The organism is Acetobacter aceti NBRC 14818, from assembly GCF_000193495.2.
Lineage (GTDB): Bacteria > Pseudomonadota > Alphaproteobacteria > Acetobacterales > Acetobacteraceae > Acetobacter > Acetobacter aceti.
Window position 1 is genome coordinate 2884195 of the sequence record NZ_AP023410.1, and the last position, 13344, is coordinate 2897538.

The following is a 13344-nucleotide window of genomic DNA, read 5'->3' on the forward strand; positions in this document are numbered from 1 at the left end:
CATTATGTAATATATAATTTAATTTTTATTAAGGATTATACGGCCTTGCCCCAGGATTCAGTCAAAATGACTTCGGTTCATGCTGGTCGCGATATATCGGTCGATATCATTCGTGGAATAGCCATCATTCTGGTTGTTCTGGGTCATGCGAACAGAGGCCAGATGGAAACGATGGCCATTGCTCCGGCGAGTTTGCAGTTCCTCGATTTTATTGTTTATGCAGTGCATATGCCTGTATTTTTCTTTGTTTCAGGATATTTTACTTTTGTTTCCTTGAGCAAAAGAAAGAAATCAATATTCCTTAAGAGTAGAGTTTCAAATATAGTCTGGCCATACTGCTTGTGGTCGATTATTTATTGTTTTGTGGGGCATGTGATGTCTTCTCTGACACACGTGCATCATATGGTGGCCTGGCATCAGATTCTGTTGATCGGTTGGCAGCCCATCAGTGTTCTGTGGTTTCTTTACGCTCTGTTTTTCATGCAGATCGGTGCTGTTCTGCTGTGGCGTTATCCTGTCGCTATTCTGGCGCTTAGTCTCGTTGTGGACCTTGCTGTGGTCTTTGTGCCTTCAGCCATGCTGCCCAAAATCGTCCTTGATATTATTGTTCAGACACCATTTTTCTATGTTGGTCTTTTGCTGGCTGAGAGAGGTTTGCCTGCGCTGCCGACTGTCAGGCGGGCAGGCTTGTGGAGCACAGGCATTCTAGTGGTCTATGGGGGGCTCGCCTACGCAATGTTTGAGGGGCATGTGGGACGACCCGTCCAGTTCATCATGTTGCCGGTCGCTTTTCTTGGTCTTCTTGGTCTGGCGTTCCTGAGTCGTGCACTCCTGCACAACGCATCATTGTCTTTTCTTGCATCCGGACTGGCGCGCCTGGGACAGGCTTCACTCGCCATCTATCTGCTGCATATTCTTGTACTGGCTTTAGTGCCCAGGATATTGCACCAGATGCATGTGTACGCGGCTGTCCCCGCATTGATTTGCGGCACTCTGGTCGGTGTGGCAGGGTCTTATGTCTTATATCTTGGGCTGGAAAAAATCCGGATTGCCCGCTTCCTTGCTCTGCGATGAAGTGGTCGTGCCCATGATGGAGTGACTTGGCAAAAAGCTTCCAAATCAGGCAGGAGAACCGACCATGGGAACATATCTGCACACCATGATCCGCACAAAAAATCTTGAGGCGAGTCTGGCGTTCTACAAGTTGCTGGGGATGCATGAGCTTCGCAGACGGGATGTGCCTGAGGGAAAATACACTCTGGTCTTCATAGGTTTCGCGGGCAATGCGGAAGGTCAGGCCGAAGTTGAACTGACCTATAACTGGGGTGAAGACGTGGGATATGACATCGGCACCGGCTTCGGTCACCTCGCCATCGGTGTGCCCGACGTCGCTGCAGCCGTTGAAACGGTCAGAGTCGGAGGTGGCAAGGTCACACGTGAGGCCGGGCCGGTGAAATTCGGCACATCAGTCATTGCGTTTGTGGAAGATCCCGACGGCTACAAGATCGAACTCATCCAGAAGCCTGAACTGGCCTGATAGTCAGGTCTTCGTTGTCTTCAGGCGTTCCGCTATACGATCAAGAGCCGAGAGAATCTGTTCGGCTCTCGTTCTGGTGGCTTCATCCGAGCTGAGAGAGAGCTGGTCAGCCGCCAGCATGGCGGGAGAAATCATCCCGCGCAGATCATGCCGTAACTGGTGAGAAATTTCCGGTGCTGATTGCGTGGCCTTTTCACTGACTGACACGCTGGCAACAGGCGATGAGGGTAGGCAGAGAAAAGCGCCCGTTGCGATGAGCGCCCCCGCCAGGCTCAGAAGAATCCTTGCGGCCAGCGGTAAAGGCACAAACAGGGAAATCAGGCCGCAGGCGAGCACAAGAAGAAAAACGGAAAGAGCGGGGAGGGAGCGGGACAATTCTGTCTCCTGGCGGGAAAACGGTCAGCGTCGGACCGCAAGCACCCACTGTATAATGTTGACGTTACAGCCCCACATGACTATAAGCCCGCGATCCAGACAAGACACGGAATGACTCCGGTTTTGTCTTTTGCGAAATCGAGTCTGAGAATTTTAAGGGAGTGCCGCCGTGAAGCGCACGTATCAACCTTCCAAGCTGGTCCGTAAGCGCCGCCACGGTTTCCGTGCACGCACCGAAACGGTCGGTGGCCGTCGTATTCTTGCGAACCGTCGTTCCAAGGGCCGCAAGCGCCTGTCAGCCTGAGGTCTCTGCCTCAGGTTATGTGACGGATCAGCGCGGAGGACATGCTTATGCACCAGCGCTCGATTCGTCTGAAAAAACGGCCCCAGTTTCTGGCTGTTGCGGCAAAAGCCCGCAAAGCGCCGATGCCGGGGCTGGTTCTTCAGGCACTTCGTCGTGAGGACGATGATGTTGCCCGTGTTGGTTTCACAGTCACTAAAAAAGTCGGTAATTCAGTCGTCCGGAATCGTATCCGCAGACGTCTGAAAGAAGCGCTTCTCGTCGTGGAACGGGAAACCTCCCTGATCGGTGTTGATCTCGTCCTGATCGGTCGTGATGGAACCGGGCGTCGCGCCTTTCCTGATCTTGTTGAAGATCTCCGCAAAGCTCTCCGTAAAACAGACGTTCTAAGATGAAGCAGGGCAGTACCAGACTGCTTTCAGGCATGATTGTCGCCTGCATGCGTTTCTGGCAGATCGCCATGCGTCCGGTGATGGGACCGAACTGCCGGTTTCATCCTTCCTGTAGCTGTTACGGTGTCGAAGCTGTGCAGACTCATGGTCCCTTCAGGGGGCTGTGGCTTACTTTCAGGCGGATTATGCGCTGCAACCCGTGGACGGCGGGTGGATATGACCCGGTTCCTCCCCCTGCGCAGGCCCGGAATTCTGTCAAAATCCGAACATAGTTTGCCTGAGCATCTGGCAATCGAGCGCAATTCCGCTATGAGATACCGCTAATTGTGCCGGGAGCCATGCTGGTTGCCCGGAAATGTTTTCACGAAGTGAGAGAGGCCAGCCGGTCGGTATGGATATCAGACGTGTTATATTGGCGACCGTTCTGTCGGCGCTGGTACTGATCGGTTTTGACTATTTCATGCCGGAGGAACACAAAACCTCATCGGCGATACAGGGCAAAACCACAGCCATAACGGCTCCCCCCACAGAGAACGATCAGCCGAAAGTCACGGATCGCGAGGAAACGCCGTCCCGTCTGCCGATTGATGCCGTGGATGTGGTGGGGTCCGTCAATCTTCGGGGGGCACGCCTCGATGATTTGGTTCTTCGCGGCTACCACGAGACTGTCAAACCTGACAGTCCGCTTGTTCGCGTGCTGGAAGCGCGTAACGAGAAAGAGCCGACCTACGTCGAGTTCGGCTGGTATGGCTCTCCCGACCAGACCATCAAGCTTCCTGACTCCCATACGCTGTGGACGACCTCGGCTCCCAAGCTTGGCTCCGATGCGCCTGTTGTTCTGACATGGGATAACGGTGGCGGCCTGACGTTTGAAATCGACCTTGCCGTGGACCGTGACTACATGTTTACGGTCACACAGAAGGTTCGCAACACGACTGGCGCTGCTGTATCACTGGTGCCGTTCTCCCGTGTGGTTCGGGGATACACGCCGGTCGAGACAGGCGGCATGCTGGTGCATGAAGGTCCGATTTCCGTGATCGACGGAAAGCTGGGCGAAGAGTCCTACAAATCGCTTCGTGATGGCTCCACGGCGCCAAACTTCGTGTCATGGTCGAAGGCTGGTACAGGTGGCTGGGCCGGTATCACCGACAAATACTGGCTGGCAGCCGTGGTCCCAGACCAGAAGGAAGAGGTCGGTGGCACCTATGGCTTTGATACGTCCGCTGGCGCGTATCAGGTCGGGTTCACTGGGCAGAAGCCGCTGGTCGCTGCACCTAATGCAGAAATCCAGACGACTTCGCATGTGTTTGCCGGAGCCAAGGAAGTTCGTCTCCTGGAGCGTTACCAGCATGAGATGAACATTCCGGACTTCTGGAAAGCTGTCGATTTCGGCTGGTTCGCCTTCCTGACACGTCCGGTGTTCTTCGTTCTTGACTGGCTCTATCAGTTCTTCGGTAACTTCGGTCTTGCTCTCCTGACCTTCACGCTGATCGTCAAGGCGGTGTTCTTCCCGCTGGCGTCCAAGGGATTCCGTTCGGCAGCGGCGATGCGCGACATTGCGCCGCGCATGAAGGAACTGCGGGAGCGTTACAAGGATGATCCGGTTCAGATGAACCAGCAGGTCATGCAGCTCTACAAGAAGGAAGGCGTGAATCCGGCCAGCGGCTGTCTGCCTCTCCTGATTCAGGCTCCGGTCTTCTGGTGTCTGTATAAGGTGCTCTACGTCACCATCGAGATGCGGCACGCACCATTCGTAGGCTGGATCCATGACCTTTCGGCACCGGACCCGACCAATATCTTCAACCTGTTCGGTCTGCTGCCTTTCGATCCGACGCTTGTTTCCTCGTGGCTGCTTCTTGGCGCATGGCCGATCCTGTATGGCATCACCATCTGGCTGATGCAGCGGATCAATCCTGCGACCGTCGATCCGGCGCAGAAGCCCGTCTTCATCATGATGCCGTTCATCTTCACCTTCTTCATGGCGCGGCAGCCGGTCGGTCTGGTGATCTACTATTGCTGGAACAACCTGCTGACGATGGCGCAGCAGTACACGATCATGAAGCTGCACGCCCGGAAGAAGAACGAGCCGGAGATCATTCCGCCAGCCAAGCCACGCGGAAAGAAAGGCTGAAGCAATGAGCGGTGAACAGGATTTCTCTGCCTCTCTCAAGCTGTCACCCGAGCAGCTTGAGGCCGGACGACTTCTGTTCGCCGGACCCTGCGAGTTCTTTTACGGTGCCCAGCAGATCGGTCAGTTGCCGGACCCGGCTGCGCCGGAAGTGGCGTTTGCCGGACGCTCGAACGTTGGAAAATCGAGTCTGATCAATGCACTGACGGGCCGTAAAAGTCTGGCCAGAGCTTCCTCCGAGCCGGGCCGGACAAAGCAGCTCAACTTCTTCGATCTTGATGGTCAGCTCGTTCTGGTGGACATGCCGGGCTATGGCTTCGCCAAGGCGGCCAAGGCCGTGAAGGAAGACTGGCAGGGGATGATGTTTGATTATCTCCGTGGTCGTCCCAATCTGCGGCGTGTGATCCTGTTGCTGGATGCCCGGATCGAGACAAAAGCGTCCGATCGTGACGTGATGGATATGTTCGACAAGGCGGCCATCAATTTTCAGGTCGTGCTGACGAAGTGCGATGATGTGAAGCCAAAAGCCGAGGAAGCCCGCTACAGGGAAGTGGTGGAAGAGGTGAGCCGTCACCCTGCCGCTCATCCGCTGGTGTTGCGGACAAGCAGTCAGACGGGGCTCGGTATCCCGGAACTGCGGGCAGAAATTGCGGCCTTTGCGGAACCGGTGCAGAACTGAATGAGTGTCGGGGTTCCGCAATCCCGACTTCTCCGGCCCCGCTGGACTGGGCCATGTTTTCAGGACATGTGGAGTTGAAATGACGGATCAGGGACTTCCTACGGCGGACGCCTTGCAGCAGGCGGCAACACTTGCCGGAGCGCTGCCTTTCCTGCGCCGTTATGCTGGCGACACCATCGTCGTGAAGTATGGCGGTCATGCCATGGGCGATCCGGAACTGGCCCAGACATTCGGCAAGGATATTGCCCTGCTGAAGCTGGTGGGCATCAATCCGGTGGTTGTTCACGGTGGCGGCCCGCAGATCAACCAGATGCTTGAGCGCCTTCAGGTAAAGTCCTCTTTCATCGATGGGTTCCGTGTCACGGATGCGGCTGCAATTGATGTCGTGGAGATGGTGCTGTGCGGCTCTGTCAACAAACGGGTTGCGACGCTCATCAATGAAGCGGGGGCGCTGGCAGTAGGCGTCTCGGGCAAGGATGGCGGGTTGGTGAAAGCCAGCAAGCTGCTGCGTAAGGTCAAAGACCCCGTTACCGGGACGGAGCAGACGCTGGATCTTGGTTTTGTCGGTGACCCAGACGAGATCAACCCGCAGGTGCTTTATGCTCTTTCGGGCTCGGGCCTCATTCCGGTGATTGCGCCGGTCGCAGGCGGGCATAATGGTGAGACCTTCAACGTCAATGCGGATTCCGTGGCGGGTGCGATTGCGGGTGCCATTCATGCTTCGCGTCTGCTGATGCTGACGGATGTGCCGGGTGTGCTGGACGAGAATGGAAAGCTGATTTCTGAGCTCACAGCTGAAGAAGCGCGCAAGGGCATTGCGTCCGGCATGATCTCGGGTGGCATGATCCCGAAGGTGGAAACCTGCCTGAAAGCCGTGCAAGCGGGGGCAAAAGCGGCGGTCATCGTGAATGGCCGTGTACCGCATGCCTGTTTGCTGGAACTGTTCACCCGTGCGGGCTCAGGAACATTGATCCGGGCTGACTGATCTTTCTCACTCTCAATGGGCTGAAACGAGAAGGGGCGTCTTTTGGACGCCCTTTTTTGTTGGTGTGTGCGAAGTTTGCAAACACAGAGGGCCTTTGTTGGCCAGCGCTTACAGGAGACCGTTGATTTGTGGGGTGTGTGATGCTCAGTGAGAACAGCCGCAGATCAAATAGAAAAACTGTAAATAGTTTTTAATGTGCGCTCTTAACAGGCAGACGGGACCAGGCGATTTTTACTGGTGGTTTGTGAATAGCCCTGTTTTTGAACAGGATCCAAGCACCACCTCTGGTCTTAGCTGAGCAGAACAACGGCCCCTCCAACCAGCTACTCACCTGGAACTATCAGTCTGGTTTCAAAATTGAAGGTTGTTGGCGTTTGCGAGATCGCATGGCTCGCTGACTGAGCTTGAGTGCAAACGATCTATCAGAAAATGAAATTAAAAAAGCCACGGAGATTTCTCCCCGTGGCTTCCCGAACAGGTCGAGGACTGTGTCCAGACTTACTGCGGGTTATCTACACCGGCATGCGTGTCCGGGGAGAATGTCCATCCCTCACCATAAGGCTGCGGACCGAACAGACCCCAGCTGGAGGTGCTGGTTGGCTCATCCGTCCAGGCACGACGATCCAGAACAGACTGGCTGGCCTGACGCAGCTTGGCGACGTCAGATGCCGTTGCGTTGGCAGGAGCCTTGTTACCCCATGAGGTCCGGATGAAGTTCACGACGTCAGCAACCTGCTGATCGTTCAGGATCTTCTGGTAACCCGGCATTGCGACGGCTGAAGGAGCCCAGTTGGTCGGCGGAAGAACGCCACCGGCTGCCACGATATGAGCGACAGAGGTCGGGTTTTCAGAGACGACAACAGGGTTTCCAGCCAGCGGCGGGAACATACGGTCTACGGCTGCACCGTCGTTGCGATGGCAGATGGCGCACTGCTGCACATAGACATCGGCACCGGTCATGCCTGCTGTCTTGCCAGCATCAAGAGCCTGAGCCGTGGACGGATCGTAAGTGTAATCGCCCCTGGCTTTAGGCACTTCCGGCAGACTTTTCAGATACTTTGCCGTGGCACGAAGATCGTCCTCGGACCAGTACTGGGTGCTCCATGCCACCACGTCGGCCATACCGCCGAATGCTGCGGAGTGATCGATACGACCCGAACGCAGGAACAGAACCAGATCATCTTCCGACCAGCGGCCGAGACCCAGAACAGGATCGCTACGCAGGCTGGGGGCAATCCAGTTGTCGATCGGTGCGCCACCGCCAAGGAAGTCTGCACCACCGCCTGCATCATAGGCCTTCTCCTGCATGGAGAACCCACGAGGCGTATGGCAGGCGCCGCAATGTCCCGGACCCGTGACGAGATATTCACCGCGAGCGACGACAGGATCCGTGCCGGGAGCCGGTGTGAACGCCTTCGGAGCTGGCGCGAACATCTTGCCCCAGAGGGCGAGCGGCCAGCGCATGGACAGGGGCCAGGAAATATCAGCCGGTTTATCGGGCTGATCCACCGGGGCTACACCATGCATGAAGTAGGCGTACAGCGCCTTGATATCGTCTTCCGACATACGGGCGAAGGACGGATAGGGCATTGCCGGATACAGGGCGGCGCCATCCTTGCGGATACCGTGGCGGACGGCCTTGTCGAAGTCTTCCAGCGTGTAGTTGCCGATACCGGTCTTGGGATCAGGCGTGATGTTCGTCGAATAAATTGCGCCGATCGGGGTCTTGATCTGGAGGCCACCGGCAAAAGCCGTGCCGTGCAGGGCTGTATGACAGGCCACGCAGTCACCAAGGCGCGCCACATAAGCGCCCTTGGCCACCAGATCGCTGTCAGCGCTCTGCGCCAGGGCAGGGGCGGCGCTGAGCACCGTCCCCGCAAGAAGCCCGACCACGGCTGCGCCAAGCGCAGCTTTGAGTCCTTTGATCATTGTTTCACCACCGCGGTGCTTGTGTTGGAAGGATGCCATTTTTCACGGTCTCCCATTTCACGGGGTGATACCGAGCGCAGGAGCGGTCGGTATCTGGTTCGGATTCTTCCGAGCCTCAACCTCGCGCTCATACGTGTCGGTCGCACGTTTGATCAGGTAGTTCCGGATGCTCTCGATTTCGTCAGGCGTCATGGACGTGTCGAAACGATCCATGCCGTAAGCCGTCAGAGCACCACGTCCCACGACGTTGTAGAAAGCGTCCTTGTGACGGATGGCGCCGGACCAGCGCAGATCCGGGAGCATGCCGCCACCTTCGGCGTTATCGCCATGGCAGGTCTGGCAGTAAGTCTGATACTGGAAGTAGCCATTATCGACTTGCTTCTCATCAAACTGCGCCGGTGGTTTCACCGGCAGGAAGCCGATGCTGTTCCAGGTCGGCAGCTTGGCCTTGCCGTCGAGCGAGAACACCGCGAGGTAAGAGTGATTGACCGTCCAGCCAGCAGTACGGCTCATGCCGCCCATGGAGATCGGATAGATACCGCCCCAGCCGACTTCGATCGCAACATACTGCTTGCCGTTGACGCTGTAGGTCACCGGATTTGCAATGATGCCGCTCTGCAGATCATATTTGAACAGATCCTTGCCGTTGGTGGCGTCATAAGCATGGAATTCACCGGTTGCGAGACCCTGGAAGACCAGATCGCCGCCCGTTGCCAGAACGCCGCCATCCCAGCCGCCTGCACGCTCAATGGACCACTGCGCCTGCAACTTGACCGGATCCCAGGCCAGCAGCCAGCCTTTCAGATCCTGCATGTAAGCCGCACGGGCTTCAGGAGTGTCGGGCAGGCCGGTCTTGGTCATGTCGAGACCGAGGTTCCAGGAATCAGGATGAGGCTTGAAGCCACCTGACTGATTCTTGTAGCCGAACGGGATCTGGTGAGCCGGAAGATAGATCAGGTGTGTGCGCGGGCTGTAAGCCATTTCCATGAAGTTATGCGCACCCAGAGGACCCGGAATACCGTACCAGTCCTTGCCGGTCAGCGTATAGAGACCTTCAGGATTGAAGATCGGACGACCTGTCTTGGGATCAAGGCCATAGGCCCAGTTTTCGTAGACATAGTTCTTGCCCTGAATAAACTGGCCTGTCTTCGCGTCGAGGACGTAGAAGAAGCCGTTCTTCGGAGCATGAACGACCACATGGCGCGTCTCACCGTTGATCGGCAGATCAAGCGTCATAATCTGCTGGACGGAGGTGTAATCCCATTCGTCCATCGGCGTTGCCTGAAAGTGCCAGACATACTCACCGGTCTCAGGCTTGATCGCAACGATGCTGCCGAGGAACAGGTTGTCGCCGATACCGTTGGAGCGGTACTTGTAGTTCCAGGGAGAACCGTTACCGACGCCGAGATACACAAGGTCTGTGACGGGGTCATAGACGATGGAATCCCAAACGGTGCCGCCACCGCCCTGTCGTGTCCATGCGCCGGTTGGGCTCCAGGTCTTGTAGGCCTTGTTCATCAGAACGCTGTCGGACGCAGCATGATCAGGCTCGTTCTTCGCGTTCGGGACGGTGAAGAAGCGCCAGTCCAGCTTGCCGGTCTCGGCGTCAAACGCGGAAACGAAACCACGGGCACCGAACTCGGAACCGCCATTACCGATGATGACCCGGCCCTTGGCGATACGCGGGGCGCCATCGACCGTATAGGAGCGCTGCTTGCCGAGAGCTGCGTCCTTGGGAATCGTGTTGACACTCCAGACGACCTTGCCGGTCTTGGCGTCAAGCGCGATCAGACGACCGTCGAAGGTGCCGACATAGATCTTGCCGTTCCAGTAGGCGATGCCGCGGTTGACGGTGTCACAGCAGCCGCGGACGGCGACATTGCCGGGAACTTTAGGATCAAAGGCCCATAGCAGTTCACCAGTGTCGGCCTTCAGGGCCTTGACCTTGGACCAGTTGGTGGAGGCGTAAAGAACGCCGTCAATGATCAGGGGCGTGCCCTCCTGACCACGGTTGGAGTCAAAGTCGTAGAACCAGGCCAGCTTCAGATCGCCGACATTCTGGCGATTGATCTGGTCGAGCGGGCTGTAGCGCTGCTCTGAGTAGGTTCGCCCATAGGAGAGCCAGTTTTCCGGATGATCATCAGCGTGGATGATCGCTTCTCCGGTGGCTCCCTGATCGTCAGCAGCGCGTGCAGCGCCTGTAGGCTGACCCAGGGCCGCGGCCAGGATGGTTCCTGCCGCGAGAAGGCCAAGAAAGGAAGTCTTCCTGGCGGCTGAGGGACGGCTCATAGTTATAGTCCTCATGCTCACTGATTGCAGATTCAGTCGGCAAATCAATGCGGAATTACCGTTGTGTCGTAGTCAGCCGACATGAACCAATGATGTCAATCGTGTCATCTGATTACGGCCTATGCGTGAAATGAAGGGGAACCTCATGGCTCCAACGGATGATGCGATTTGATAACATGAAAAAATGGACAGAAAATTGCGCTTTCCTGTGCTGTGACGGGTCCATGTCGGAAGGAACCCTGGTTTTTGTTTGTGCTGGAAAAGCCTGAAATCAGGAAAATATGGACCATCCTGAAAGGAAAGAAGTCTGATGCAGCCTCACGGAAAGGTGATGGTCATAAGGCGGGATGCTGCAGAATCGTTTCGATGGCGGCGCTGTAATATTTTCCAGAGGTACATCGTCAGCGGGAGTGATTGTAAGAGTCGCCTTTTGCTTTGGCGATGCTCTATAATGAAGGCAGGAAGCAGTCTGCCGGTGTTCTTGAAGAGCGTTTCGGCAGACATATATAGATGTACACAATTATAAGGTACACCGTCAGGTCATCTGACAGTTTAAGGAGTGGTTATGTCCTTCAGTCGCGACTTTCGTTCGTCGCCTTTTGCCACCGGAGCTCAGTCAGCGACTGTGGACGCAGGGCTGCGGGCTTATATGCTTCGTGTGTATAACTGGATGGCCTCAGGCTTGTTGCTCACCGCACTTGTTGCCTATCTGATCGCGGAGATACCCTCCGTGCGTTCCCTGTTCTTCCATGTGCAGGGCTATCAGGTTGCTCCAACGGGACTTGGCTGGCTCGCGATGATCGCGCCGCTGGGCTTCGTCATGGTGATGTCGTTCGGCGTCAACCGGCTTTCCCGATCAGCGGTGCAGACCCTCTTCTGGCTGTTCTGTGCGGTGATGGGAGCCAGTCTTTCCAGCATCCTGCTGCTGTATACCGGCGTATCAGTGGCGCGCGTCTTTCTGGTGACGTCAGCGACCTTCGGGGCGACGTCCCTGTGGGCATACACCACTGGCGCCAATCTGATCCGTTTCCAGTCTTTCCTCATGATGGGTCTGATCGGGCTTCTGATCGCTGGACTGGTGAACATGTTCCTCGGTAGTCCGGCTCTCTACTTCGTCTACAGTGTAGTGGGTGTCTTTCTCTTCATTGGACTGACGGCCTTCGATACGCAGCGGATCAAGGTCACCTATCCGCAGTTCGCTTACTATGAAGGACCGGAAGGGGCTGCGAAGCGTTCGGTTTACGATGCGCTGAACCTCTATCTGAACTTCATCAACCTCTTTCAGTTCATGTTGCAGTTCATGGGAACCCGTAACAGCAACAGTGAGTGAGGCAGCTTTGCCTCTCCTGATTGGCGCGACTCTGCCCCGGCCTTCCTGAGGTCGGGGCTTTTTTTTGACTCGTGGAATGTCCGCGTCCAGTGAGCGTGTCCTTCCCGTGTAACGCATGGCATATCCAAAAAAATAACACTTATGCGAAAATTTTTGAGAAGAATGGCAATTCTGTGAAGCAATGGAAAAGAGAGAAAGGTCGGGTTTGTTGCGGTAAATTGATCTGACACCATAGTGACGAAATATATTGAAATATTACGTGATGTTATCTTTGGGGTGATCAGGGCTGCTTTTGGCAGGAAACAGCGGAGCGGAAAGACGTATGATGCATTGTGATAACTAAATTGTGGGATTATTGAATCGTTGTAATGCAACGTGGACGGAAGTGATCTGTGCCTGTGGGCAGGTGTGATCCGGAACGACCTTGTTGGAGAGAGACCTACAAGTATGTCAGAATCGAGGGACGTACGATGAGAAACAAGTACCTGAAGGGAGCAGCCCGACTGGCTGGTCTCGCTTCGGTGCTTCCACTGGCGGGATGTGAATGGGACATCCTGGACCCCAAGGGGCCAGTGGGAGACCAATTGAAAACCTTGATCGTTGAGTCGACGGTCGCAATGCTCATTGTGGTTGTCCCGACAATCATCATGGCATGCTATTTTGCGTGGAAATACCGGCAGACGAACACGGAAGCCGAATATCTTCCGAAATGGTGCCACTCGAACAAGATCGAGGCGGCGATCTGGGGTATCCCAACCCTGATCATCATCTATCTGGCGGTCATCACCTATCAGACCTGCCACTCACTGGATCCCTATCGTCCGCTGGACGCAGAAGCGACGACGAAGCCTCTCGAGGTTGAAGTTGTGGCTCTGGACTGGAAATGGCTCTTCATCTATCCGGATGAGGGTATTGCCACAGTCAACCAGCTGGCGATCCCGGTGAACAAGCCGGTTCACTTCGTCATCACGTCCGATGCCGTGATGAACTCGTTCTTCATTCCGCGTCTTGGCTCCATGATCTACGCCATGGCGGGCATGCAGACGCAGCTTCACCTGATGGCGACGGAAGCTGGTGACTACCTTGGTGAGTCAGCGAACTACAGTGGTCGCGGCTTCTCCGACATGGAGTTCCGTACGCTCGCAATGCCGCAGGATCAGTATGCAGCATGGGTCGAGAAGGTACGTTCTTCATCCGATCAGCTGGATGACCAGACCTACCCGCGTCTTGCTGCTCCAAGCGAGGCCGAGCCGGTCAAATACTATTCTCATGTCGAGCCGAACCTCTTCGACCAGATCGTGGCGAAGTACAATAACGGCATGGTCATGGACAAGAGCACGGGCAAGATGATCCACGTTCAGTCCGCGATGTCCGACATGAACATGAAGGAGTAGGATCA

13 protein-coding genes are annotated in these 13344 nt (G+C 55.8%); 10 read left to right on the forward strand and 3 right to left on the reverse strand.

Annotated elements, in window-relative coordinates; translation table 11 throughout:
- Positions 1-66: 66 nt before the first annotated feature.
- Entirely contained in the window at positions 67-1074 is a 1008-nt protein-coding gene (locus tag EMQ_RS13240) for an acyltransferase family protein (protein ID WP_081470959.1), read from the forward strand.
- A 64-nt stretch (positions 1075-1138) separates the two neighbouring features.
- Positions 1139-1537, forward strand: coding sequence for a lactoylglutathione lyase (gene gloA, locus EMQ_RS13245; protein ID WP_010667010.1), 399 nt, complete (start codon positions 1139-1141; stop codon positions 1535-1537).
- 3 nt (positions 1538-1540) lie between these two features.
- On the opposite strand, the gene EMQ_RS13250 is transcribed toward gloA, so the two are convergent.
- Positions 1541-1912 carry a hypothetical protein gene (locus EMQ_RS13250; RefSeq protein ID WP_010667009.1) on the reverse strand — a complete coding sequence of 124 codons (372 nt, stop codon included), beginning with the start codon at positions 1910-1912 and terminating at the stop codon, positions 1541-1543.
- A 169-nt stretch (positions 1913-2081) separates the two neighbouring features.
- On the opposite strand from EMQ_RS13250, the gene rpmH reads away from it, so the two are divergent.
- The 6 genes from rpmH (at position 2082) to argB (ending at position 6397) form a co-directional block, all read left to right on the forward strand.
- Complete coding sequence (rpmH, locus tag EMQ_RS13255) at positions 2082-2216, forward strand: 50S ribosomal protein L34 (RefSeq protein WP_010667008.1); 135 nt, start codon at positions 2082-2084, stop codon at positions 2214-2216.
- A gap of 47 nt (positions 2217-2263) precedes the next feature.
- A complete protein-coding gene (rnpA, locus tag EMQ_RS13260) occupies positions 2264-2608 on the forward strand; it encodes a ribonuclease P protein component (protein WP_010667007.1) in 345 nt (114 codons plus the stop codon).
- Positions 2605-2877, forward strand: a complete 273-nt coding sequence (yidD, locus tag EMQ_RS13265) for a membrane protein insertion efficiency factor YidD (protein WP_010667006.1) — start codon at positions 2605-2607, stop codon at positions 2875-2877. The genes rnpA and yidD overlap by 4 nt, the downstream gene beginning before the upstream one ends.
- A gap of 119 nt (positions 2878-2996) precedes the next feature.
- Positions 2997-4736 (forward strand): membrane protein insertase YidC, encoded by a 1740-nt coding sequence (gene yidC, locus EMQ_RS13270; RefSeq protein ID WP_010667005.1) that lies wholly within the window; start codon positions 2997-2999, stop codon positions 4734-4736.
- A gap of 4 nt (positions 4737-4740) precedes the next feature.
- A complete protein-coding gene (yihA, locus tag EMQ_RS13275; protein WP_010667004.1) occupies positions 4741-5412 on the forward strand; it encodes a ribosome biogenesis GTP-binding protein YihA/YsxC in 672 nt (223 codons plus the stop codon).
- 79 nt (positions 5413-5491) lie between these two features.
- Entirely contained in the window at positions 5492-6397 is a 906-nt protein-coding gene (gene argB, locus EMQ_RS13280) for an acetylglutamate kinase (protein ID WP_018307877.1), read from the forward strand.
- 498 nt (positions 6398-6895) lie between these two features.
- Here argB and EMQ_RS13285 read toward each other — a convergent pair whose 3' ends face one another.
- Both EMQ_RS13285 and EMQ_RS13290 read right to left on the reverse strand, forming a co-directional pair.
- The gene (locus EMQ_RS13285) at positions 6896-8326 is read right to left on the reverse strand and encodes a cytochrome c (RefSeq protein ID WP_026200017.1); all 1431 of its coding nucleotides are present in this window, start codon (positions 8324-8326) and stop codon (positions 6896-6898) included.
- A gap of 57 nt (positions 8327-8383) precedes the next feature.
- A complete protein-coding gene (locus EMQ_RS13290; protein WP_010666799.1) occupies positions 8384-10615 on the reverse strand; it encodes a PQQ-dependent dehydrogenase, methanol/ethanol family in 2232 nt (743 codons plus the stop codon).
- A gap of 565 nt (positions 10616-11180) precedes the next feature.
- Here EMQ_RS13290 and EMQ_RS13295 point away from each other — a divergent pair.
- Both EMQ_RS13295 and cyoA read left to right on the forward strand, forming a co-directional pair.
- A complete protein-coding gene (locus tag EMQ_RS13295) occupies positions 11181-11945 on the forward strand; it encodes a Bax inhibitor-1/YccA family protein (protein WP_010666797.1) in 765 nt (254 codons plus the stop codon).
- A gap of 470 nt (positions 11946-12415) precedes the next feature.
- A complete protein-coding gene (cyoA, locus tag EMQ_RS13300; RefSeq protein ID WP_010666796.1) occupies positions 12416-13339 on the forward strand; it encodes a ubiquinol oxidase subunit II in 924 nt (307 codons plus the stop codon).
- Positions 13340-13344: the final 5 nt, after the last annotated feature.